This window comes from Methylovorus sp. MP688 (assembly GCF_000183115.1).
In the GTDB taxonomy this organism is placed as follows: domain Bacteria; phylum Pseudomonadota; class Gammaproteobacteria; order Burkholderiales; family Methylophilaceae; genus Methylovorus; species Methylovorus glucosotrophus.
Genome location: NC_014733.1, coordinates 822,165 through 844,621, shown reverse-complemented (window position 1 = coordinate 844,621; position 22,457 = coordinate 822,165). Strand labels below are relative to the sequence as shown.

Genomic DNA, 22,457 nt, shown 5'->3' with positions numbered 1-22,457 from the left:
CATGAGTCTGCTGATCTCAATCCTCAGAACAACTCAATCTCTCCACTTCCCATATGGTGCTGGTCCACGGCTTTGCGCAAACCGCCTGACAGCTCAACACTGCGGCTATTCAGGCTGCGATTCATTTCTTGCAGGAGCCGGGCGATTTCCTGGTGCTCCTGCTCGCTGTCCATGCTGTCGCCGTGCGTAGCGAGCGCGCTCAATAGCTCCTTGAGCCCGTTGACGCGCTTGATGGTCCTGGCGATAAGCTGACTGGTTAAATCCTGGAATTGCAGCCCGGTAACGGCTGTATTGACTTCTTTGGCGATCTGCTCGCGATACTGGAGCAGCTTTTGCTGCTGCTGGTCTGGGAGTTTGGTTTGTTGCAGCAGGAGATCAAGCTCCTGCTGCTGGGCCGTGACGGCCTCGTGGACGGACATGAAACAGGCGCCGAGTTTCTCTATCGCCTCACTCAGCAGGTAGGTGGTTTGCATCAGATCGGCCTCGACCTCAAGCAGGTGTTGTGTCCCATGGTCGGACACGCCCGCCAACAACTGTCTCAGCTCTTCTACTGGTATTGTCTCCGACTGCATATTCCCATCATCCTTCTTTTTTATTCGCCGTATTCAGTACCAGTACGGTCGTTATCTATGTCTTCATTGGCCAGTCGCCGCTTTCTGCACTTCAGTCGCTTTCTGGACTTCACTGGCGGCGTTATCCGACGGCACATTGACCGTCGCACCTTCATCCTTGACCGCGTCTTCCTCGGCCTTTTTGTTCATGATGATGATGCTGATCCGGCGATTCACCGGGTTCAACGGGTTTTCCTTGTCAAACAAGGAAGCCGATGACAGCCCCACCACACGCAACAACTTTGATTCATCCATTCCGCCCGCCACCAGCTCGCGGCGCGAGGCATTGGCCCGGTCAGAAGAAAGCTCCCAGTTGCTGTAACCTTTATCCCCGGTGGGGTAAGGCACAGCATCGGTATGTCCCGACAAGCTGATCTTGTTTGGCACATCGTTCAGCATGCTGCCTATCTCATGCAAAATCTGCTTGGCGTAAGGCTGCAGCTCGGCTTTTGAAGAAGCAAACATCGGCCGGTTCTGCTCATCCACGATCTGGATGCGCAAGCCTTCCGACGTAATATCAATCAGCAATTGCTTTTTAAACTTGCTCAAGGTGGCGCTGGCATCAATCGCTTCTTCAATCTTGAGTTTCAGTTCAGCCAGTTTTTCCTGTTCCGCCTTCTCCAGAGCAGTCTTCGCATCTTTTATATCGACCTCTTTTTGCTTTCCTTTAGGGCCATCGACAGGTTTTACCTGCGCCTGCTTTTTGGTGAGGTCCTTGCCGCCGCCTTTTAGCACCGAATCGCTGGCTGCAACCGAGGGCCCGCCTTGCAGCGCAACCTTGAGCGGCATTTTGAAATACTCGGAAATTCCCTCCAGCGTGGCCTTGGAGGTAGACCCCAATAGCCACATCAGCAGGAAGAACGCCATCATGGCGGTGACGAAGTCGGCGTAGGCAATCTTCCATGCCCCGCCATGGTGACCACCGGCCACCTTTTTAATGCGTTTGACAATTATCGGCTTGGTATCTTCTGCCACGACAGACTCCGCTACGCTATGGGCTTATTTGGACTTGGCTTGCTTGACGTGCTCTTCGAGCTCGGTGAAGCCAGGGCGCTCAGTGGAGTACAGTACCTTGCGGCCAAACTCGACAGCAATCGCCGGGGCGTAACCGTTGAGACTGGCCAGCAGCGTGGCCTTCACGGTCTGGTACATCTTGGTGGACTCATCCAGCTTTTGTTCCAGCAGGCTGGAAAGCGGGCCGATGAAACCATAGGCAAGCAGAATACCGAGGAAGGTACCCACCAGCGCGTGGGCAATCAGAATGCCCAGTTCGGCAGGCGGCAAGGCCACGTTTTCCATGGTGTGCACCACGCCCATCACCGCGGCCACAATACCAAAAGCTGGCAGGCCATCGCCGAGGCGGGCGATACAGTGCACCGGCACATGCCCCTCCTGGTGATGGGTTTCGATTTCGTTATCCATGAGATTTTCCACCTGGAAGGCATCCATGTTGCCGGAAATCATCAAGCGCAGATAATCGGTGATGAATTCCATGAGGTGGTGATCGGCCTGCAAGGCAGGATATTTGCTGAAGAGCGGGCTGCTCTCGGGATTTTCAACGTCGTTTTCAATCGACATCATGCCGTCTTTGCGAATCTTGCTGAGAATTTCGAACAGCAAGGCCAGCAAATCCATGTAGAGCGCTTTAGTGAATTTGGAACCTTTGAATAGTGTTGGCAGCGCGCCCAGGGTTGCTTTCAACGCCTTGCCGTTATTGCCGACAATAAACGCCCCGATGGCACCACCAAAAATCATCAATACTTCAAGGGGTTGCCACAATGCCCCCAAATGCCCCCCAGCCAGCGCATATCCCCCGAACACGGCCGCCAGGACCACGACATACCCTACGATTACTAGCACGTTTAAACCCCCCGATTAAAATTCTGCATCCCTAGCGAGTGATGCATGCCACATATTAAGCTATTCCCCTAAGCTTAACAGGGTATTGCACTACACCAAATCGCCGATCAACTTGTGTTTTCCATTTTATATTGCAAACCAGCGCTTCCGGTGAAATTCTTGTGATGAAGCCGCTTGCAGAGGATTAACGAGACCAAGTTGCAAAAACTGTGTCCTAGAATCACAGCCTGAAAGCAACCCAAAGAAATTGCTCCATACTCAGTTGCAAGCTGGTGCGGGTTCGGCAATAATTGATATTAATTCTCATTTGCCGTTGAGCATCCTCCATTGAGCCAGCCGTCTTCTATTCTTGAAAATCTTTATGTTCATCATCATGGCTGGCTGCAGGGGTGGCTGCGCCGTCGCCTGGGCAACGGCGCCGATGCCGCCGACCTTGCACATGACACCTTTGTCAGACTGATCAGCGGTCGCACGCAACGGCGTTTTGACAGCGTGGCCGAAGCGAGAGCCTATCTGCGCACTACCGCACAGCATCTATGCATCAACTTGTGGCGTCGCCGCGAGATTGAGCAAGCCTGGCTGGAAACACTGGCAGCCATGCCTGCCACGCACCACCCTTCTGCCGAACGCCAGGCCATGGTGTTGCAGGCACTGGAAGAAGTCACCGCCATGCTCGGCCAGCTGCCCCCCAAAGCCGCTCGCGCGTTCACGCTGGCCGTTATCTGCGACATGACCGACGACGAAGTCGGGTTAGCGCTGGGTGTGTCTGGCCGCATGGTCCGAAAATACGTGGCACAGGCGATGCTGGGCTGCCTGACGCTGCGCGCGCAGCAGACCATGCGCGAGTTGACTAGCGAGCCTGCAGGCTGATGCGCTTGTTGTTATACGTTCATCGTTATCCATGAAACCCGCCCCTACCAGCAATCTACAGCCAGCCCCCTCGCACGCCGTGCTGACCCAAGCTGCCGAATGGTATGCCCGCTTGCGCGATGGCAGCGCCAGCAGCCACGAGACCGCCCGCTGGCAAGCGTGGCTGCACGCCGCCGAAGAACATCAAGCCGCCTGGCAGTATGTGGAAGACATCAGCCGCGGACTTGACCCCTTGCGCACCACCGTTGACCCACGGCAAACCGCCCATGCGCTGACCAAGGCCCATGCCCGCCTGCATGCCCGCAGGCGCGTACTGATTACCTTGGCTGCGCTGGCCAGCGGCGGCACGCTGGGCTTGCTGAGCTGGCGCCAAAGCATGTTGCCCGCAAGCATGCTGGCGTGGACAGCCGATCATCGCACCCCCACCGGGGAGCAGCGCAGCCTCACCCTGGCCGACGGCACCCAGCTCTGGCTCAATACAGCCAGTGCCCTTAATGTTCACTTCAGTGCCAGTGAACGTCGCATAGAGCTTGTACAAGGTGAGGTGTTCATTGAAACCGCCCATGATGAAACTCGACCATTTCTGGTGGAAACACCGCATGGCCGCATGCGGGCACTGGGCACGCGATTCAATGTGTATCTGGATGAAGCACACACTCAGCTCGACGTGTATGCGGGCGCGGTGGAAATACGCACGGCGTCAAGCGCCATCAGCCGCGTGGTAAGGGCAGGCCAGCAATCACGCTTTGATCGCGCAGACATTACCGCCATGGCAACGGCGGGGGCTGCGCGGGAAGCCTGGACGCAGGGCATGCTGGTGGCCGATAACATTGCATTGCGCGACGTCGTGCAGGAACTGCGCCGCTATCGGCCAGGCCATCTTGGTGTGGCGGATGGCGTGGCCGAACTCAAGGTCTACGGCAGCTTCCCGCTGCAAGACACAGATCGCGTATTGCGCATGCTGGCATCGGCCTTGCCCATCCGCGTCGAGCAGCCGCTGCCCTGGTGGACAACGCTGGAATCCGCGCGCTGAAAAAATATTTGCAAAATATAGTTCCGGGTTTTGCCTTGCCAATGGTTATACCAAGCAAGAAGACCCCTTTCATCATTGAATTCCCGCCATCCTCAAGATGACTTCCCGTGGCAATGGCCGCGATGCGTCAAGGTAGCCAAACGATCCGTGCCGTAAGGGTCTTCGCTTTTTCCAGACCCTTAACGCTAAAGGATATGCATTGATGTATCACCACGACCAGACCAAGCCTGCTTCACCTGCGACTGCCGCACGTTTCCCCAAGATGCGCCCACTGGCATTCGCCATTCACCTGCTCATGCTCGAGGGCGCGCTCGCCCTTGGCGTATGGGCGCCTCCAGCCCACGCACAAACCAGCGGCGCCCAGAGCCTGCGCACGTATGACATTCCCGCCGGGCCGCTCAGCGTCGCATTGACCCGATTTTCGCGCGAATCCGGGATCTACCTCGTCGGCGCTGGCGAGATAATCGAAGGCAAGACCAGCGAGGGATTGAAGGGTAATTTTAATGTCGAGGATGGCTTGGCCAGGCTGCTGGCCGGAAGCGGGCTTGAGGCATACCGGCAGGCCGATGGCAGTTATGGCATGCGGGCGGTAGCGGTCAAAGCCGCAAGCACGCGCCAGGATGACATGTCCACCTTACCGCTCGTAGCCGTTACGGCAGTCGCTGAGCGACCAGAAAACCTGCCCTCCGCTTACGCGGGTGGTCAGGTCGCCCGTGGCAGCCGTTTGGGACTGCTGGGCAACAAGGATGTGCTGGATACGCCATTCAACACCACGAGTTACACCGCCGAACTGATGGAAAACCAGCAGGCGATCACCGCTGCGGATGTGGTGCTCAACGACCCTTCCGTGCGCACGGTGTCTTACAGCCTGACCAACGCGGCCGCTGGCGGGGATATTTTCCTGATACGCGGATTTTCGGTTCAGGATTCCGTGTTGTTTGATGGCATCAGCGGCATCGCATCCAATCGCGCTGCCCCGGTGGAGATGGCGGAACGCATCGAGGTGCTGAAAGGCCCGAGCGCCCTCCTGAACGGCATGGCGCCAGGCGCGGGCGGAGCCGTCGGCGGCACCATCAATATGGTGCCAAAACGGGCGGATGACACGCCGCTGACCCGACTGACGGCCACCTATATGTCCAATAGCAACTTCGGTGGCCATGTCGATATCGGGCGTCGCTTTGGCGAGGATAATGCCTGGGGCATCCGCTTCAATGGCGTATATCGCGACGGCAAAAACGCCACTGCAGGGCAATCGGTTGAACTGGGCGCAGCCACCATCGGCATTGATTACCGCGGCAATCGTCTGCGGGCATCGCTGGATGCCGGGCATCAGACCATGAACAACGAAGCTCCTCAGGGCGCAGCTGGCTTCGGAATTGCCGACGGCATCACCATCCCCTCTCCGCCCAGCGCCAAAAAACGGATTGCGCAGGATTGGGAGTATGCCAACTCCAAAAGCAATTATCTGCTGGCAAAAGCCGAGTATGACCTCACCCCCACCTGGACCCTCTACGGCGCAGCAGGCGGCAGCAATACCATCTCGAGTTATCTTTCCACCGACGTCAGCGTGGCCGATGCCCAGGGCAATGCGCAAGCCACCGTGTACTACTGGCCCAACTGGACGAATTACCGCACTGCACAGGGCGGTGTGCGTGGCAATTTCAGCACGGGCGCGGTTAGCCATCAGCTCAACTTCAGCGCCAACTACTTGATGAAAGATAGCGGCTATACGGCCGACTATTATGGCTTCAGCAGTTTTGCCACCAACATCTACAACCCGCCCAGTGTTAGCCGCCCATCCACTGCCGGCATGGACTCCCACCCGGACAAGACCAACCGCCTGCAGCTGCCATCTCTGGCCGTAGCCGACACCTTGGGCTTTCTTGATGACAGACTGAGCGTTACCCTGGGGGGACGTTATCAACGCGTAGAAGTCATTGACTACAGCAGCACGGGGGAAAGCACCACCTCCTATGACAAGCATGCCGTGACTCCGGTGCTGGCTGCAGTGTGGAAACCCGGTGCAAACTGGTCGATCTACAGCAATTACATTGAAGGGCTGACGCAAGGCGACACCGCGCCGATTGGCACCACCAATGCAGGCAAGGTGTTCCCTCCGGTGAAGACCAAGCAACACGAAGTCGGGGTGAAATACGATTTCGGCCGCTTCACTACGTCGCTTAGCACCTTCCAGATTGAAAAACCAAGCGGGCTGACGGTTTCCAATGGCGATGGCACCTCGACCTACCAGGTAGGAGGAGAACAACGCAATCGCGGTATTGAGCTGAATGTGTTCGGCGAAGTTCAGGGCGTACGCCTGCTTGGCGGGGCGACTTACATCCAGCCCAAACTCACGCATGCAAGCAGCGATGCTTATGACGGCAACACCGCGCCCAACGTCTCGCGCTGGCAGCTGAACCTGGGCAGCGAATATGATCTTTCGCTGGTGCCAGGCATGACCCTCACCGCCCGCATGATGTCAACCAGCGCCCAGTATCTGGATGAAGCCAATACACGCAGTATTCCGGGCTGGACCCGCTGGGACGTCGGTGCTCGCTACAAAACCACCGCGGCCGAGCGGCCATTGGTCCTGAGGCTGGGGATACAGAATCTGTTTGGTCGCGACTACTGGAGCAGCAGCTCCGGCAGCTGGTTATATCTTGGTCAGCCGCGCACCGTAATGCTATCGGCCACCATGGATTTTTAGGTTAAAGCAGGCTGGGTATCATCAAGGATGGCGCACGATGCCCAGCCTCCGGCAACCCGATTGTGATCTCTGGCAACAGGCGGCTGCTTCGCGATCAATAGTGAGCTCACATGCCCGGCATGATCCAGCCATAAAGCACTTTCCCCGTTTCACCAATAGGCTGCTGCAATGCGGGCGGTACGCCCGGTATTTCAAATTCATAGCTGATCAGCAGGCTGCCCGGCCGCATTTCGCTACTCGCCTTTTGCCACAGCGCGGGCATGGCCGCGGGTGACAGATAGGCAAACACCACATCAAATTCCCGAAAGTCCAGCTTGTGGTAATCCCCCAGCACAAAGCGGGGGGAGGATCTGCGCCAGCGTCCACGCGCATGGCTGATCAGCCATGGCAGAGGAGCCACTTCAATGCCGAGCATCTGGCAGTCGGGGCGCACCTTGGCGATGTGCATGGCCATGTCACCGAGCCCGCTGCCTATATCAATCATGCGCAAGCCCTGCCGCGCTGGCATCCACGCCAGCACTTGCCGCCACACTGCCGGAAAGGAGGGGTAAAACGGTACCTGTGTGCGAAACGTGGTCCAGAACAGCATCAGGCTGAACAAAAATCCAGCCAGGTACACCCAATTGGGGAGATGCAGCTGCACCATGAGCCAGACGACCAGCGGAAAAAAGAGATGGATGAGGCGCCACCACGAGGCCATGCCCCAAAGCCGGGCCAATAGATAAGCCCCCACCGCTTGTATCAGCACCAGCAACCAGAAGGGATATACGCGCCCGGTGAGCTGGCCAAACAGCAAGGCAATGACCAAATTGATGCCCAGCATGCCCAGCTGTATCAGCAAGGCAAGGGTAGCGGGCAATACACGAGGAGATTCAGATGCCATGGAGAACGCCAGGCAGGTTTAGAAAAGACGGGGTGATGAACAAGGGACAATGACTGTCAGCTGACAGAAAATCGCCCGGCCGGATGGCAGGCGCCACGACATGGCTTGAGCCTGCGCAGGCAAGTACCTCTCGTGGCAATGTCGCTTGCTGTTGATGTTGCCTGTTTGCGTAATTCACCCTACCCCCGATCAAGCGCCCTGGCGCGCGGGGCGCTATTCACTGGCGGTGTGGTGATACCTCAACAGCGCGAATTTGCCCGGCGCCTCAGGCGGCAGCCATTTCCCTGGTTTTTTTGGTTTTGCCAGCACGCGATGGTACATGGCACAAGCTGCAGGCAAAGTGTTGATTCAAGTCATACACATTCACCACAAAGTGGCCGCCGCAGCAGCTGCAGGCTTGCAGCTTGAGCATCTTGCTCTCGACAAATCTTACCAGAGTCCAGGCGCGGGTGAGCGACAGCACGGCAGTTTCGGGATCTTCGGTACCGGTTTCATCCAGATACAGCTGGTAGGCCTTGATCACGGCGGTTATGCCGTTCACATCCGTATGTTCCCGCATGAAATTGTAAATATTCAGGAACATGGAAGAGTGAATGTTGGGCTGCCAGGTCAGGAACCAGTCGGTGGAAAATGGCAGCATGCCCTTGGGTGGCGATACGCCTTTCAGCTCCTTGTACAACTTGATCAGGCGCTCACGGGACAAGGTCGTCTGCGATTCCAGCAGTTGCAACCGTGCGCCCAGCGTGATCAGCTGTATCGCCAACTGGATTTGTTGTGCTTCGTTAACTACGCTTTTCTTTTCCATGATAATGCCTGCCTTCTTGATCAATTTGCCGGAGCGGCGCTTTCCAAAAACCTTAAGCCATTGCCTCAGGCGCCTGGCCTGCCATCAGGATGGCGGCATGCGCGCTGGCAAGGTGACGATCCTTGGTGTAGCTGGTCAGCATGTTCAGAATGGCGCAGTCGTCGAAGCGAAAGCGGGCAAGCATCATGTTGGTGCTGGAGAGTTTAAGCAATTGAGCGGTAGTCAGGCTTTCCAGAACATCCGCGATTTCTTTGCTGACGCCCAGACGGAAGATGGCGGAAGCCTTGTCGGAGCGAATCATTTGTTGGGCGAGCATCAGGTAGCTCAGGTTGGCGTCTTTGATGTCAGACATCATGTCTTTTTCAGTCATTTTGGGTCCCTCGTGTGTGTGTGCGCTGTGTGTGGGGCGCGTGAGACGTACTTTGAACCTAAAGGGATGCGGGCATAACTGGAGTCTGTCGGTTTTTTGCGTAAGACGCGAAGACGCGGAAATGTAGGCGTTTGTCTTACAAACGCCTACATCCGGCTGGGATACTTGACTGATTTTCAGCTTAAACCTTTTAAAATCAAAGGACTATTAAGCTTTACTACTTTACTGCACACATCGGGTAGGCGCTAAAAGCAGCCTGACACACACACGATTTACTACACACACTTCCATTACGGCACGCCTGAGAAAAACTTTAGCGCTTACCCGGAATGCATCATAAACAATTTGATAAGTTGTTGTTTATAAAAACCTTAATTTTTACACAACCTTACACAAGTTTACGATTGTCAGATTTGTTAAAGCCACACACTTCAACAAATCACACCACCACACACACTACTGGACTACACACAAAGGATTTATCGGCCCGGCTTTTAAAAACTTTAGGGATTTTTTTAAAAAATTAGAATTAATTTGATAACTCATTGTTTCAATTAACCTAATTTTATTAAAAAATCCCTAAAGCCAGGCTGCTGCTACACACACCAACATACGCACTACGCGCCGCCAACCCCTTGAAGACGCATTAATCCGTATCACACAAATGGTCTATCGGCTGGCTTCAGGAAAACTTTAGGATTTTTTAAATTATTTTTAATAAAATTAATATGTATTTGTTTTATATATATTTTTATTTTCAATTTTTTTAAAAATCTGTACTGAATCTTCTCAAGCCCACCATCGCCATTGGAATTAAGCATGGGTTTACCCCTTTTATTCATGGAATGCTCCATGGGGTCAGCCACTGATAATGTGCTCCATGTCAGCGGGACCGCACATCCCCATCACACACACGGCACACAGGACACGAAATGGCTGAAGACAGCGATTTAGAAAAGACAGAACCGGCGACGCCCAAGCGCCTCGAAAAGGCGCGCGAGGAAGGTAATGTCCCCCGCTCACGCGAGTTCGTGACCTGTGCGATGCTATTGGCTGGCGGCATGGGCATTGCCATGATGAGTTCGCAGTTTGGTGATGCGCTCAAGCACACCATGGGCGGCAGCCTGCATTTTGAGCGCGCCCTGGCCTATGACAGCAATCTGCTGCTCATGAAAATTTCCGACTCTATATATAGTCTGCTAATCACCTTTGCTCCGCTGGCAGGTTTGCTGTTCATCATGGCGATTGCCGCCCCTACCCTGATTGGTGGCTGGAACGTCAGCAATCAGGCCTTTGTGCCCAAATTCAACCGCCTTAACCCCGTCAGTGGTTTGGGCAATATGGTCTCCAAAAATGCCCTGGTGGAACTGCTCAAGGCCGTGGGCAAAACCATACTGGTAGGCTCGGTGGCGTATGTCGTGGTGGCGCATGATGTCGACACCATCCTCTCGCTTGCCCTGTTGCCCTTGCACACCAGCATCGCCGAAGTGGAAGACATGCTGCTGAAAAGCTTCTTTTTCATTGTGGGCGCCCTGGTGCTGATTGCCGCGATTGATGTGCCCTACCAGCTCACCACCTATGCCAATAACCTGAAAATGACCAAGGAAGAGGTCAAGCAGGAATCCAAGGAATCCGAAGGCAACCCGCAGATCAAGGCACGTATCCGTCAGCAACAGCGCGAGATTGCCCGCCGCCGCATGATGTCGGAAATCCCCAAGGCGGATGTCGTCATCACCAACCCGACCCACTACGCCGTGGCTATCCAATATAAGGAGTTGGGCATGCGTGCACCGGTGGTGATTGCCAAGGGCGCCGATGCCGTGGCCCTGAAGATTCGTGAAGTGGCCGCCGAGCATAAGATCATGACGCTGGAATCCCCCAAGCTGGCACGGGCGCTTTATGCCCACACCGAGCTGGGCGATGAAATTCCTCAGGCACTGTATTCCGCCGTGGCTGAGATCATCGCTTATGTGTTCCAGATGCGCGCCTTCAACAAGCATGGCGGCTTCCGCCCTGAAACACCGACCCAACTGGATGTGCCGGATGCACTGGATCCCCATCACAAGCTGACTGAGGTAACAGCCTGATGAACAACTTTGCCCTCAAGGATATCCTGAGTCATCTGGGCGGCCGTACCATCGCCGCCCCGCTGCTGATCGTCATGTTGCTGGCGATGATGATTCTGCCATTGCCTGCCATCGCGCTGGATGTGCTGTTCAGCTTCAACATCGCCCTGTCCATCATGGTGCTGATGATAGGCCTGCAAACATCCAAGCCACTGGACTTCATCGCCTTCCCGACCGTGCTGCTGGTTAGCACCATGCTGCGCCTGTCATTGAACGTGGCTTCCACCCGCGTGGTGCTGACCGAGGGGCATGCCGGTCCGGATGCTGCAGGTAAAGTGATTGAGGCCTTTGGCCACTTCCTGATTGGCGGTAACTACACCGTGGGTATCGTGGTGTTCGTGATCCTGACCATCATCAACTTTACCGTGGTGACCAAGGGTGCTGGCCGGATTGCCGAAGTGGGCGCCCGGTTTACCCTGGACGCCATGCCCGGCAAGCAGATGGCAATTGATGCCGATCTGAATGCCGGCCTGATCGGCGAAGATGAAGCCCGCCGCCGCCGTTCCGAGATCGGCCAGGAAGCCGAGTTCTACGGCGCCATGGACGGTGCCAGCAAATATGTACGGGGCGATGCCGTCGCCGGCATCCTGGTCACGGTCATCAATATCGTCGGCGGCCTGATCGTGGGCATGGTGCAGCACGACATGGCCTTTGCCGATGCCATCAAGAATTACACCTTGCTGGCCATTGGTGACGGTCTGGTCGCACAGATTCCTTCGCTGGTGATTTCTGTGGCAGCCGGTGTGGTGGTATCCCGCGTCGCCAATACGGAAGACGTCGGCACACAACTGGTGACCCAGCTGTTCTCCAACCCCAAGGTCATTTATGTCACCGCCGCCATTATCGGCAGCATGGGCGCCATTCCTGGCATGCCACACTTTGCATTCCTCACGCTGGGTGCCCTGCTTGCCGGTCTGGCCTATTTCGTGGCCGAGAAAAAGAAGAGCGCGGAAGACCCTGTGGTGGCACCGCCACCTGTTCCTACCGGCGAGCCTGAAGAGGCTAGCTGGAATGATGTGCTCCCGGTCGATGTTATCGGGCTGGAAGTGGGCTATCGTCTGATTCCGCTGGTCGACAAAGCCCAGGGTGGCGATCTCTTGAAACGCATCAAAGGCCTGCGCAAGAAATTCGCCCAGGAAGTCGGCTTCCTCGCCCCTACCGTGCACATTCGCGACAACCTGGAACTGCGTCCTTCCGGCTATCGCATCACCCTGAAAGGTGTAGAAGTCGGCAGCGGCGAATCCAACCATGGTCAGTTTCTGGCGATCAACCCTGGCATGGTCAGTGGCACCCTGCCTGGCACCGCCACCACCGACCCTGCCTTTGGCCTGCCCGCCATCTGGGTGGAATCCGCAGTGCGTGATCAGGCCCAGGCCATGGGTTATACCGTAGTGGATGCCAGCACCGTGGTGGCTACCCACCTGAACCACATCATCACCACCAATGCCGCTGACTTGCTGGGCCGCCAGGAAGTCCAGCAGCTGCTGGACCATATTGGCAAGGATTCGCCAAAGCTGGTCGAAGACCTGGTGCCCAAGCAATTGCCATTGTCCGTGGTGCAGAAGGTATTGCAGAACCTGCTGAGCGAAGGCGTGCACATCCGCGATATGCGCACCATCGTCGAAACCCTGTCCGAATATGCCTCACGCACACAAGACCCAAGCGAGCTGACTACCTTTGTCCGCGTGCAGCTGGGCCGCGCTATCGTTCAGCAGCTGTTCCCCACTGGCAATGAAGTCTCCGTCATGGCGCTGGATAACCAGCTGGAACGCCTGTTGATGCAAGCCTTGAGCAGCAGCAATGCTGGCGGTGCTGCCATTGAGCCTGGCTTGGCTGAAACCCTGTCCAAACAGGCCGAAGCCGCTACCCGCAAGCAGGAGCAACTGGGCATGACGCCTGTGCTGCTGGTACCGGGTCCGCTGCGCTCTGCCCTGTCGAAATTCCTGCGCCGTGCTATTCCGCATCTTCGTGTGCTGTCGCATGAAGAGCTTCCTGATTCAAAAACTATCCGTGTCACTAGCCTTATTGGAGGTCAAGCATGAACATCAAACGCTTTTTCGCATCGAGTTCCCGCGAAGCATTAGCCATGGTCCGTAAAAGCCTGGGTGAGGATGCCGTTATCCTGTCTAACCGTGCGGTCAACGGGGGTAACGAGATCCTGGCCTTCAAGGAAGAAGACATGGCCTCCTTCATGTCCGATGATACCCCGGTGCAAAGCAGCAAGCGCCGTGCAGCGCCTGCCATGGAGCCCCTGCAAGCTGCGCAGGCACGCCCCGCTGCACGCCAGGCACGTCCTCCTGTGCGTCAGGCTGCACCCGAAGCCGAACCTTATCGCGCTGTGCGTACCGAGCCTGCACCTACCACCACGGCACGCCCCAAGGTCACCACCACACCAGCGCAAGCAGCCGCGCCACAGTCCAACAAGCAGATCAATGACATGCTGAACGAGATCCGCAATATGCGCAGCGTGATCGAATCGCAACTGGTGGAAATCTCCTGGGGCAATATCCAGCACCGTGACCCGGTCAAATCCAACACACTGAACATGCTGCTGTCCGCAGGCTTCAGTGCTGCGCTGTCGCGCCAGATTGCCGAAAACATGCCTGATCATCGCACCAGCGCCGAAGCCAACACCTGGGTGCAATCGATTCTGGAAAAAAACCTGCAAGCCATCCCTAATGAAGATGAAATCCTCAATCGCGGTGGCGTGTTTGCGCTGATCGGGCCAACCGGTGTCGGCAAGACCACCACCACCGCCAAGCTGGCCGCACGTTTTGTCATGAAGCATGGTCCTGGCAAGCTGGGTCTGATCACGACCGATGCCTACCGGATTGGCGGTCATGAGCAATTGCGCATCTACGGCAAGATTCTGGGCGTGATGGTGCATGCGGTGAAAGACGAAGCCGACCTGAAAATTGCGCTGGAAGAGCTCAAGGGCAAGCACACCATCCTGATCGATACCGTGGGTGTCAGCCAGAAAGACCGCATGGTGGCCGAGCAGATCGCCATGCTGTCCAGCACCCGCCAGCCGATCAAGAAGCTGTTGTGCCTCAACGCCACCAACACCGGCGAAACACTGACCGATGTGGTGCGTGCATACAAGGTCAAGCAGCTGGATGGCTGCATCATCACCAAGCTGGACGAAGCCGCCACCATCGGCAGCGCGCTGGATGTGATCATCCGCGAAAAACTGCGCCTGTATTACGTGGCGAATGGTCAGCGCGTGCCGGAAGACCTGCATGTCGCCAATAAAAAGCTGCTGATCCATCGCGCGTTCCGCGCTGGTGCGCAGAACACGTCATCCTTCCAGTTCAAGCATAACGAGCTGCCATTCCTGATGGGCAATACCTCGCCAGTCGCCACCAAGCTGAGCATGGGAGCCGATCATGTCTAGTTTCCGCGAAGATCAAGCTGCCGGTCTGCGGCGCATCATGTCCGGCCCCCGGCCCCGTATCGTGTCGGTGTTGTCCGCCATGCCGGGCAATGCCCAGGCCAGACTGATCAAGAATCTCGGTGCCTCGATTCAGGATGATGGCAACAATGTCATCATCGTGCACGCCACCGCCAATACAGGCGATGCCCTGACCCATTACAAGCTGGGCAATACCCCCAGCCTGCTGGAAGTTGCCAATCAGCGCGTGCCTTTGAACAAGGCGATCAAGTTTTCCGAGCAGGGTTATCGCATCAGCCGTCTATTGCCCAAGCAGGGCAGCATGCAGTTCCAGCAAGCAGAAGGCCTGCAGCTGGACCGTATCTTCGGCAAGCTGGCGCAGGAATATGACATCGTGTTGGTCGATACTGTTTTAAATAATAACGCTCTGCCATTACAATCGCTCAACGATGGCGAAATTGTGATTCAACTCACGCGCGATCCGGAGTCGATCAAGCAGGCCTACATCCTCATCAAGCAGGTATGCAGCCAGCTGGGGCGACGCTCTTTCGGTATTGTGGTGAGCAACGCCAGCCAGGCCCAGGCCATGCTGGTGTTTGAAAACATTGCCCAGGTGGCACGCCGCTTCATGCAGATAGACCTGGAGTTCATGGGGGCGATCCCGGCGGATGAGCACCTGAGCCGGGCAGAAAAACTGGGGCGCGTGGTCATTGATGCATTTCCAATGGCACAAGCCTCGGCTGCCTTCAAGGCACTGGCGCGTAAGCTGGATTACCGGCAGGCGATACTGGCAGAGATTCAGCGTACTTCGATCACGCTGTAAGGCCAGGCCACAATACGCAGGGCAAGACAATGCCGTAGCCTCGGCTCAGGCACGGTTGCACATATCGGATTGATATGCGCAACCGCAGGCGGGCTGGCGCTCGCGCGGCACGGGTGTAGAATGTCGGCAAGCAATGCTTGTGATCCATCTCACACTATTAAACGACAAGGTGCCCAAGCAAGGAAAGTATGTATACGGCCACGGGAAAACCCAATCAGAAAGATAGCCTGCTGCACCAGCATGCCACGCTGGTGAAGAAGCTGGCCTATCAGCTGAAGGCGAAGCTGCCGCCCAGCGTGGAGCTGGACGACCTGGTGCAGGCCGGCATGATGGGCCTGCTGGATGCGATCAATCGTTATGAAGATACGCATGGCGCCCAGTTTGAAACCTACGCAGCCCAGCGCATACGCGGCGCCATGATAGATGAGCTGCGCAATGCCGACTGGCTGCCACGCAGCATCCGCAAGAACATGCGCGATGTGGAAGGTGCCATCAACCAGCTGGAACAAGTGCTGGGGCGGCCACCGACCGAAGGCGAAGTCGCCAAGCAACTCAAGATGTCGCTGGATGATTACTACGACATGCTGGGCGAATGCAGCGGCCACCAGTTGCTCTACTACGAAGATTTTCATGAATCCGAAGGCGGCGACCACTTTCTGGACCGCTTTCTGCAGGATGACTCAGGCAACCCGATCAAAGGCCTGCTCGACAGCAATTTCCGGGAAACCCTGATTGAGGCAATTGAAAACCTGCCCGAGCGCGAACAGATTTTAATGGGTCTGTACTACGAACAAGAACTTAACCTCAAAGAAATTGGCGCTGTGATGAATGTCTCCGAATCACGGGTCTGCCAGTTGCATAGTCAAGCCATTGCTCGATTACGCGCTTACATGAAAGAGCAATTATGGACTGGGGCAGCCTAGGCGGCATCTTACTCGCCATTTTCGGCATTCTGTTGGGGCAAGCCATTGAAGGCGGCAAGGTTGCTTCGCTGATTCAGCCTGCGGCTTTCCTGATTGTGGTTTTTGGCACTTTTGGTGCCGTCCTGCTGCAAAGCAAACCGGCCAATTTCAAGCTGGGTATCATGCTGCTGCGCTGGATTGTGCAGCCGCCGGTGGATGACAGAAAAGAACTCAGTCGCCGCATCATCGGCTGGAGCCACACCGCCCGCCGCGATGGCCTGCTCAAGCTCGAAGCCCAGCTGTACAACGAAACCGACCCCTTTATCAAAAAAGGCCTGCGCCTGCTGATCGACGGCATCGCCGCTGACAAGATCCGCGAAATCTGCGCCATTGATATCTACTATTACGAAAGCCAGTACCGCAGTGCCGCCAAAATCTGGGATTCCGCCGGCGGCTACGCGCCTACCATTGGCATTCTGGGGGCGGTGCTAGGCCTGATTCATGTGATGGAAAACCTGTCCGACCCCAGCCGTCTGGGCAGTGGCATTGCGGTGGCATTCGTCGCCACGATCTATGGCGTGGGCCTCGCCAATATTGTGTTCCTGCCCATAGGCAGCAAGCTCAAGGCTTACGTATTGCAAGAGGCCAGCCGGCGCGAAATGCTCATGAATGCCTGGGTATCCATCGCGCAAGGCGACCATACGCGCGTGGTAGAAGAGCGCCTCAACAGCTACATGCGCTGATACGGAACCCTATCCATGCGCAGAAGACAGGTAGAGGAAGACGAGGACAACAAGGAACGCTGGATGGTGTCCTATGCTGACTTCATCACCCTGCTGTTTGCGTTTTTTGTGGTCATGTACGCGATCTCCTCAGTCAATCAGGGCAAGTACGAGCAGCTGACATCTTCTCTGGGCACCGCCTTCACCGGCGAAAACACACCCCAACTCAACAACCCGCCCGATGGCAACAACGAGCATGCCAATATCAAGGGCCTGTATGGGCAGCCATCGTTCATCCGTCCGCTGGAACTCGCCCGCCGCAACGACAAGCAACGCCGTGAGCGCGAAGCCATGACCGCCATGGCGAACAATCTCGCCAACCACCTGGCCCCCATGGTGCTGGAAGGCAAGATCAAGGTCATGCAGAACAACCGCGGCGTGCGGGTGGATATCCACGACAGCCTGCTGTTTGCGCCCGGCGCCTCCGAGCTACAACCCATCGCCAGCGGTCCGCTCAACGAGATCGCCCAGGCACTGAAAGCCAATAACCATGCGATTCAGGTGGAAGGCCACACCGACAATGTGCCCATCCATAACGACAAGTTTTACTCCAACTGGGAGCTATCCGCCATGCGCGCCAGCAGCGTGGTACGCATGCTGCAGGATAGTGGCCTGGATGAGAAACGCCTGAGCGCCGTGGGCTTTGGCGCCTCGCAACCGCTGGAGGACAACAGCACGCCACTGGGCCGGGCGCGCAACCGTCGTGTTTCCATCATGATTCTTTACGACTCACTGATGCCCAATCAGACCGATGTTTCCGAGATCACCCCCGACAAAACGACGGTCATCCGGCCAACAGCGCCCTCCGCACCCGAGGCAGGCAATGCCCCGGAAGCCACCGCTACCCCAGCAGCGGCACAAGCACCGGCGTCAGCCAAACCGCCAGCTGCAGCCAGCAGCAAACCCGCCGCCAACTAGCTCCCGCTCACGGCTCAGCTAGCCGCAGCCACCGAATTCTGCCATCATTCAACGCTTCACTTATCACCATAAGGCCTGTACATGAGCTCAAGTTCTCGCCTGCGCTGGGGCATTCTGGGTGCTGCCAGAGTCAATGAACGCCTGTTGCCTGCCATCGTGGCGGCGCCCAATGCCGAACTGGTTGCGATTGCCAGCCGCCGTCCCGATGCCGCGGCCGAAACCCTGAAAAAATACGCGCCCGGCACGCCCGGTGTCTCGCTTTACCATAATCTGGAAGCACTGCTGCAAGATGAACGCGTGGAAGCCGTCTACCTGCCCATGGCCAATGACGAGCACGCCGAATGGGCGCTGAAGGCACTGGCCGCAGGCAAGCATGTGCTGATCGAAAAGCCCATGGCACTCAAGGTAGAGGACATCAACGCCATTGAAGCCGCTGCCCAGGCAAAAAACCTCAAGGTGATGGAAGGCTTTATGTATCGCTTTCACCCGCAGCATCAGCGCGTGCAAGAGATTGTGGCCTCGGGGGTATTGGGCGATATCCGCTATGCGCACGCCAGCTTTTCATTCCTGATGCGCCCTGCCCGGCTTTATCGCCTGGCAAAAGACACCGCCAATGGCGGCGGTGCCATGTGGGATGTGGGCCCTTATGCCATCCATACCCTGCGCCACTGCTTTGGCAGCGAGCCCCTCGCCGTCTCGGCCATGGCCAAATACGCTGAAAGCGGCGCCGATATTTCTGCCAGCGGCATTCTGGACTTTGGCGATGGCAAACGCGGGCATTTTGATGTGAGTTTTGAATGCAGCCGCCAGTCCGAATACCGTATTGTCGGCAACAAAGGCTCGCTGATCTGCCATACCGTGTGGCAACTGCCAGGCACCAGCGATGTGCCATTAATCAGCTGGTGGACCGATGACGGGCAAAAACACGTCGAAACCTACGCGCCCAGCAACCACTTCAATCTGGAAATCGCCCATTTCAGCGACTGTGTGCTCAACGATAAAACCCCGTTGCTGAGCCTGCAGGATGCCAAGGCCAATTGCCGCGCGATTGTCGCGACGCTGGAAGCCGCCGCTAGCGGGCGTAGCGTCAGCCTGGCTAGCAAGTAAGACGAAGGAAACCGGATGGATAGCCTGCTGCATGAAGTCATCAACACCATCATGGCCGAGTTTTCCGACCTGCCCAATGGGGCCGAGGTCACGCGCGTGGTTCTGCGTCTGGGTATCGCCGCGATGCTGGGCGGGCTTTTGGGCTATGAGCGTGAATTCCGCGGCAAGGCCGCCGGCATGCGCACGCATATGCTGGTAGCGCTGGGCGCTGCCATGTTTGTGCTGGTGCCAATACAGGCCGGGCTCACCGACGCTGAAATCAGCCGCGTGGTACAAGGGGTGATTGCGGGTGTGGGTTTCCTGTGCGCAGGCACCATCATCAAACATGGGCACGATGGCGAAGTGCATGGCCTCACCACCGCCGCAGGCTTGTGGATGACGGCCGCCATCGGCGTCGCCGCTGGTCTGGGCCGCGAATCCACCGCCATTTTGAGCGCCATTCTGGCGTATGCCATCCTGCATATCGTGCCCAAGCTTGCCCACCAGTATCACCAGGCGCAAGAAGGCAGCAAGCAAGACAGTGACCATACGCCCTAAGCCCTGCACCACAACACTCCAGGGCAAAAGCTTCAATACTTGAGTACGGTATCTAAATGACCTCAGGAGTTGTCATTCGCCCTTAAGGGCAATTTCCTGATTTAGCAATCCTGTGCATGATCGAACCCGCCTTTAGCCCCGGATTCCCTGTCATGCTGCCCTCGCTGTTATCCTCCCGTCGCCTGCTTACCCTGCAATGTCCCGCACTCCATCAGATCCTGCCCGATGGGCTGGAGCCTGTCCGCCTTGCCGGGGGAGAGGGCATCAACACCCTGTTTGACTACCAGCTCACGGTACGTAGCCGTCTGGGGGAAGTCGGCAGTGATCTCGACTTCGGTCCGCTGATGGGTCAAGTATTGACCTGCGGCATCAGCCTCGAAGGCCGAGGGCATCAACACCCTGTTTGACTACCAGCTCACGGTGCGTAGCCGTCTGGGGGAAGTCGGCAGTGATCTCGACTTCGGTCCGCTGATGGGTCAAGTATTGACCTGCGGCATCAGCCTCGAAGGCCACGGCCAGTTCCTGCCCGGTGCGCTGGGCGATCTCGGCATGGCGAATCAGGGGGCAGGCACACGGTATGTCAGTGGACTCATCACCGACATACGCCACGCTGGCGAAGACAGCCGCCATGCGCTCTATGTCATTACGCTACGCCCCTGGCTCCACCTCGCCACCCTCACCACCGACTGCAAGGTGTTCCAGGACCAGACCGTGGTCGAGATCACCGAAGCCGTACTGGCGGACTATCCCTATGCGCTGGAGAAGCGGCTGATCGAGACCTATCCCGCCCGGGACTACAGCGTGCAATACAACGAATCCGACTTTGCCTTCCTCACCCGGTTGTGGCGGGAGTGGGGCATCAGCTTTCATTTCCGCCATGACGACGGGCGCCATACCCTGGTACTGGCCGATCACAATGGCGCCTATACGCCATTCCAGCCCGATGACCCGGCCAGTGGCTATCACACCATTGCCTATTACCCACCAGACCATAAGACCGATGCAGAGTACCTGCACCACTTCAGCGATGCCGAGCAACTGACCTCAGGCGTCTATGCCAGCCGCGATTACGACTACACCCGTCCCCGGGCCGAGCTTGCCAATGGCGCACTGACCATGGCAGTGACTACAGCCAGCCCAATGCCGGCATGGACCGCGAAGCCAACCAGACCGAGCCGCAAGGTGAGCTCTTGGCCCGGCTGCGCATGGAAGCCCTGCGCCAGCCCGGCCACCGGGTGGCCGGCGAAGGCCATATCCGGGGTGTCGTGCCTGGCCATACCTTTACCCTCAAAGAACATCCCAGAGCAAAGGCCAATCAGGAGTACCTGATCCTCAGCACCACCTTGCTGATTGAGAATGTGAGTGAAGAGACGGTGTCCTCGATTGAGAATGTGAGTGAAGAGACCGTGTCCTCTTCAGCTTCAACGGTGCGTGCCGCCATCATGGATAGAGTGAGTGGCGCCATTGCGGGAGAACTCACCGGCACCTGGCGCATGGAGACCCACTTCAGCGGCCAGCCCACCCGCGAAGTGCTGCGCCCCGATGTGCTGCTGCCGCATGCCCCCGGCCACAAGCCACGCACCCATGGCCCCGAGACCGCCCTCGTCACCGGACCTACGGGCGACACCGCCGAGAGCAATCTCTACACCGACCAGTACGGTCGTATCAAGGTGCAGTTCGCTGATTGAGAATGTGAGTGAAGAGACGGTTGGCAAGACCGTCGGAAAGACGGGAGGAAATGCAAGCCACGGCAGTGGCGCTGGGCTCAGCGCCATCCAGTCCGCCCTCGTCGATAGCAGCAGTGGCGCGCTGACAGGCGAACTCACCGGCACCTGGCGCATGGAGACCCACTTCAGCGGCCAGCCCACCCGCGAAGTGCTGCGTCCCGAGGTGCTGCTGCCGCATGCCCCCGGCCACAAGCCACGTACCCATGGCCCGGAGACCGCCCTCGTCACCGGGCCTACGGGCGACACCGCCGAGAGCAATCTCTACACCGACCAGTACGGTCGTATCAAGGTGCAGTTCCCCTGGGACCGCTATGGGCTGAAGAACCAGCACAGCAGTTGCTGGGTCCGGGTATCGCAAGCCTGGGCAGGCAATCAGCTGGGCGCCATGCACCTGCCGCGCATAGGCGAAGAAGTGCTGATTGACTTCCTCGGCGGGGATCCTGACTTGCCGGTATGTACCGGCCGTCTCTACAACCAGCTCAACCTGCCGCCGTGGCAATCAGCTGGGCGCCATGCACCTGCCGCGCATAGGCGAAGAAGTGCTGATTGACTTCCTCGGCGGGGATCCTGACTTGCCGGTATGTACCGGCCGTCTCTACAACCAGCTCAACCTGCCGCCGTGGCAGCTCCCGGCTCAGCAAGCCTTGAGTGGCATCCGCTCGCGCGAGCTCATCCCCGGTGGGGGCAATGGCGCTGCCGGCCGCAGCAATCATCTCATCCTCGATGACACTGATGGCAAGATCCAGCTGCAGCTCAAGAGCGACCATGACAGCTCCTCCCTAAGCCTGGGGCATATCACCCGTATCGACGGCAATGCCGGACGGCTGGATTACCGGGGTGAAGGCCTGGAACTCCGCACCGATGGGCATGGGGCGATTCGCGCCAGACAAGGCCTTATCCTCACCACCGAAGCGAGAAGAGAAGCCCAGAACCACCTCACCGACCTCAGCGAGACCACAGCACGTCTCACACCTCAAGAGCGACCATGACAGCTCCTCCTTAAGC

22 protein-coding genes and 2 pseudogenes are annotated in these 22,457 nt (G+C 57.4%); 17 read left to right on the top strand and 7 right to left on the bottom strand.

Annotation, left to right across the window (positions count from 1 at the left end):
- Nucleotides 1-23 precede the first annotated feature (23 nt).
- From MPQ_RS04165 to motA, 3 genes are all read right to left on the bottom strand, one after another.
- Nucleotides 24-572, bottom strand: a complete 549-nt coding sequence (locus MPQ_RS04165; RefSeq protein ID WP_013441644.1) for a hypothetical protein — start codon at nt 570-572, stop codon at nt 24-26.
- Between the two features lie 63 nt (nt 573-635).
- The gene (gene motB / locus MPQ_RS04160) at nt 636-1,586 is read right to left on the bottom strand and encodes a flagellar motor protein MotB (protein ID WP_013441643.1); all 951 of its coding nucleotides are present in this window, start codon (nt 1,584-1,586) and stop codon (nt 636-638) included.
- Between the two features lie 24 nt (nt 1,587-1,610).
- Complete coding sequence (gene motA / locus MPQ_RS04155) at nt 1,611-2,471, bottom strand: flagellar motor stator protein MotA (RefSeq protein ID WP_015829619.1); 861 nt, start codon at nt 2,469-2,471, stop codon at nt 1,611-1,613.
- Nucleotides 2,472-2,798: 327 nt separating this feature from the next.
- Between motA and MPQ_RS04150 the strand changes: the two genes are divergently transcribed.
- From MPQ_RS04150 to MPQ_RS04140, 3 genes are all read left to right on the top strand, one after another.
- Complete coding sequence (locus MPQ_RS04150; RefSeq protein ID WP_013441641.1) at nt 2,799-3,341, top strand: sigma-70 family RNA polymerase sigma factor; 543 nt, start codon at nt 2,799-2,801, stop codon at nt 3,339-3,341.
- A gap of 31 nt (nt 3,342-3,372) precedes the next feature.
- Complete coding sequence (locus tag MPQ_RS04145) at nt 3,373-4,374, top strand: FecR domain-containing protein (RefSeq protein ID WP_013441640.1); 1,002 nt, start codon at nt 3,373-3,375, stop codon at nt 4,372-4,374.
- Nucleotides 4,375-4,576: 202 nt separating this feature from the next.
- On the top strand, nt 4,577-7,081 hold the full coding sequence (locus MPQ_RS04140; RefSeq protein WP_013441639.1) for a TonB-dependent receptor: 2,505 nt from the start codon (nt 4,577-4,579) through the stop codon (nt 7,079-7,081).
- Between the two features lie 106 nt (nt 7,082-7,187).
- Here the strand turns inward: MPQ_RS04140 and MPQ_RS04135 are convergent, their stop codons facing one another.
- From MPQ_RS04135 to MPQ_RS04120, 4 genes are all read right to left on the bottom strand, one after another.
- A complete protein-coding gene (locus tag MPQ_RS04135; RefSeq protein WP_013441638.1) occupies nt 7,188-7,964 on the bottom strand; it encodes a class I SAM-dependent methyltransferase in 777 nt (258 codons plus the stop codon).
- Between the two features lie 265 nt (nt 7,965-8,229).
- Complete coding sequence (flhC, locus tag MPQ_RS04130) at nt 8,230-8,769, bottom strand: flagellar transcriptional regulator FlhC (protein WP_013441637.1); 540 nt, start codon at nt 8,767-8,769, stop codon at nt 8,230-8,232.
- 52 nt (nt 8,770-8,821) lie between these two features.
- On the bottom strand, nt 8,822-9,139 hold the full coding sequence (gene flhD / locus MPQ_RS04125; protein WP_013441636.1) for a flagellar transcriptional regulator FlhD: 318 nt from the start codon (nt 9,137-9,139) through the stop codon (nt 8,822-8,824).
- Nucleotides 9,140-9,795: 656 nt separating this feature from the next.
- Entirely contained in the window at nt 9,796-9,960 is a 165-nt protein-coding gene (locus MPQ_RS04120; protein ID WP_238525341.1) for a hypothetical protein, read from the bottom strand.
- A gap of 111 nt (nt 9,961-10,071) precedes the next feature.
- Here MPQ_RS04120 and flhB point away from each other — a divergent pair, with 111 nt between their 5' ends.
- From flhB to MPQ_RS04060, 14 genes and pseudogenes are all read left to right on the top strand, one after another.
- A complete protein-coding gene (gene flhB, locus MPQ_RS04115; RefSeq protein ID WP_013441634.1) occupies nt 10,072-11,226 on the top strand; it encodes a flagellar biosynthesis protein FlhB in 1,155 nt (384 codons plus the stop codon).
- Nucleotides 11,226-13,307, top strand: a complete 2,082-nt coding sequence (gene flhA, locus MPQ_RS04110) for a flagellar biosynthesis protein FlhA (RefSeq protein ID WP_013441633.1) — start codon at nt 11,226-11,228, stop codon at nt 13,305-13,307. Before flhB ends, flhA begins: the two co-directional genes overlap by 1 nt.
- Nucleotides 13,304-14,659: a flagellar biosynthesis protein FlhF gene (gene flhF / locus MPQ_RS04105; protein ID WP_013441632.1), complete on the top strand. Its 1,356-nt coding sequence runs from the start codon at nt 13,304-13,306 to the stop codon at nt 14,657-14,659. The genes flhA and flhF overlap by 4 nt, the downstream gene beginning before the upstream one ends.
- Nucleotides 14,652-15,479, top strand: a complete 828-nt coding sequence (locus MPQ_RS04100) for a motr (RefSeq protein WP_013441631.1) — start codon at nt 14,652-14,654, stop codon at nt 15,477-15,479. The genes flhF and MPQ_RS04100 overlap by 8 nt, the downstream gene beginning before the upstream one ends.
- A gap of 188 nt (nt 15,480-15,667) precedes the next feature.
- Nucleotides 15,668-16,402 (top strand): RNA polymerase sigma factor FliA, encoded by a 735-nt coding sequence (locus MPQ_RS04095; RefSeq protein WP_013441630.1) that lies wholly within the window; start codon nt 15,668-15,670, stop codon nt 16,400-16,402.
- On the top strand, nt 16,384-17,124 hold the full coding sequence (locus MPQ_RS04090) for a flagellar motor protein (protein ID WP_013441629.1): 741 nt from the start codon (nt 16,384-16,386) through the stop codon (nt 17,122-17,124). Before MPQ_RS04095 ends, MPQ_RS04090 begins: the two co-directional genes overlap by 19 nt.
- 15 nt (nt 17,125-17,139) lie before the next feature.
- Complete coding sequence (motD, locus tag MPQ_RS04085; RefSeq protein WP_013441628.1) at nt 17,140-18,081, top strand: flagellar motor protein MotD; 942 nt, start codon at nt 17,140-17,142, stop codon at nt 18,079-18,081.
- 81 nt (nt 18,082-18,162) lie between these two features.
- A complete protein-coding gene (locus MPQ_RS04080; RefSeq protein WP_013441627.1) occupies nt 18,163-19,188 on the top strand; it encodes a Gfo/Idh/MocA family protein in 1,026 nt (341 codons plus the stop codon).
- A 15-nt stretch (nt 19,189-19,203) separates the two neighbouring features.
- Nucleotides 19,204-19,725, top strand: coding sequence for an MgtC/SapB family protein (locus MPQ_RS04075; protein WP_013441626.1), 522 nt, complete (start codon nt 19,204-19,206; stop codon nt 19,723-19,725).
- 116 nt (nt 19,726-19,841) lie between these two features.
- Complete coding sequence (locus MPQ_RS14035; RefSeq protein WP_238525340.1) at nt 19,842-20,132, top strand: hypothetical protein; 291 nt, start codon at nt 19,842-19,844, stop codon at nt 20,130-20,132.
- A gap of 13 nt (nt 20,133-20,145) precedes the next feature.
- Nucleotides 20,146-20,775: pseudogene (locus MPQ_RS14260) on the top strand (phage late control D family protein); the annotation flags it as partial.
- Between the two features lie 80 nt (nt 20,776-20,855).
- Nucleotides 20,856-21,413: pseudogene (locus MPQ_RS14255) on the top strand (contractile injection system protein, VgrG/Pvc8 family); the annotation flags it as partial.
- Between the two features lie 4 nt (nt 21,414-21,417).
- A complete protein-coding gene (vgrG, locus tag MPQ_RS14200) occupies nt 21,418-22,002 on the top strand; it encodes a type VI secretion system tip protein VgrG (RefSeq protein ID WP_041362024.1) in 585 nt (194 codons plus the stop codon).
- The gene (locus MPQ_RS04060) at nt 21,965-22,441 is read left to right on the top strand and encodes a type VI secretion system Vgr family protein (RefSeq protein WP_041362022.1); all 477 of its coding nucleotides are present in this window, start codon (nt 21,965-21,967) and stop codon (nt 22,439-22,441) included. The genes vgrG and MPQ_RS04060 overlap by 38 nt, the downstream gene beginning before the upstream one ends.
- Nucleotides 22,442-22,457: the final 16 nt, after the last annotated feature.

Excerpts from the sequence above, each read along its gene's own strand:
- MPQ_RS04120 (WP_238525341.1), bottom strand. The coding sequence starts at position 9,960 with ATGCTTAATTCCAATGGCGATGGTGGGCTTGAGAAGATTCAGTACAGA.
- MPQ_RS04100 (WP_013441631.1), top strand. The coding sequence starts at position 14,652 with ATGTCTAGTTTCCGCGAAGATCAAGCTGCCGGTCTGCGGCGCATCATG.
- flhF (WP_013441632.1), top strand. The coding sequence starts at position 13,304 with ATGAACATCAAACGCTTTTTCGCATCGAGTTCCCGCGAAGCATTAGCC.
- MPQ_RS04060 (WP_041362022.1), top strand. The coding sequence starts at position 21,965 with ATGCACCTGCCGCGCATAGGCGAAGAAGTGCTGATTGACTTCCTCGGC.
- flhB (WP_013441634.1), top strand. The coding sequence starts at position 10,072 with ATGGCTGAAGACAGCGATTTAGAAAAGACAGAACCGGCGACGCCCAAG.
- MPQ_RS04135 (WP_013441638.1), bottom strand. The coding sequence starts at position 7,964 with ATGGCATCTGAATCTCCTCGTGTATTGCCCGCTACCCTTGCCTTGCTG.
- MPQ_RS14035 (WP_238525340.1), top strand. The coding sequence starts at position 19,842 with ATGATCGAACCCGCCTTTAGCCCCGGATTCCCTGTCATGCTGCCCTCG.
- motD (WP_013441628.1), top strand. The coding sequence starts at position 17,140 with ATGCGCAGAAGACAGGTAGAGGAAGACGAGGACAACAAGGAACGCTGG.
- flhD (WP_013441636.1), bottom strand. The coding sequence starts at position 9,139 with ATGACTGAAAAAGACATGATGTCTGACATCAAAGACGCCAACCTGAGC.
- MPQ_RS04075 (WP_013441626.1), top strand. The coding sequence starts at position 19,204 with ATGGATAGCCTGCTGCATGAAGTCATCAACACCATCATGGCCGAGTTT.
- MPQ_RS04145 (WP_013441640.1), top strand. The coding sequence starts at position 3,373 with ATGAAACCCGCCCCTACCAGCAATCTACAGCCAGCCCCCTCGCACGCC.
- MPQ_RS04090 (WP_013441629.1), top strand. The coding sequence starts at position 16,384 with ATGGACTGGGGCAGCCTAGGCGGCATCTTACTCGCCATTTTCGGCATT.
- MPQ_RS04165 (WP_013441644.1), bottom strand. The coding sequence starts at position 572 with ATGCAGTCGGAGACAATACCAGTAGAAGAGCTGAGACAGTTGTTGGCG.
- flhC (WP_013441637.1), bottom strand. The coding sequence starts at position 8,769 with ATGGAAAAGAAAAGCGTAGTTAACGAAGCACAACAAATCCAGTTGGCG.
- MPQ_RS04140 (WP_013441639.1), top strand. The coding sequence starts at position 4,577 with ATGTATCACCACGACCAGACCAAGCCTGCTTCACCTGCGACTGCCGCA.
- flhA (WP_013441633.1), top strand. The coding sequence starts at position 11,226 with ATGAACAACTTTGCCCTCAAGGATATCCTGAGTCATCTGGGCGGCCGT.
- MPQ_RS04095 (WP_013441630.1), top strand. The coding sequence starts at position 15,668 with ATGTATACGGCCACGGGAAAACCCAATCAGAAAGATAGCCTGCTGCAC.
- MPQ_RS04080 (WP_013441627.1), top strand. The coding sequence starts at position 18,163 with ATGAGCTCAAGTTCTCGCCTGCGCTGGGGCATTCTGGGTGCTGCCAGA.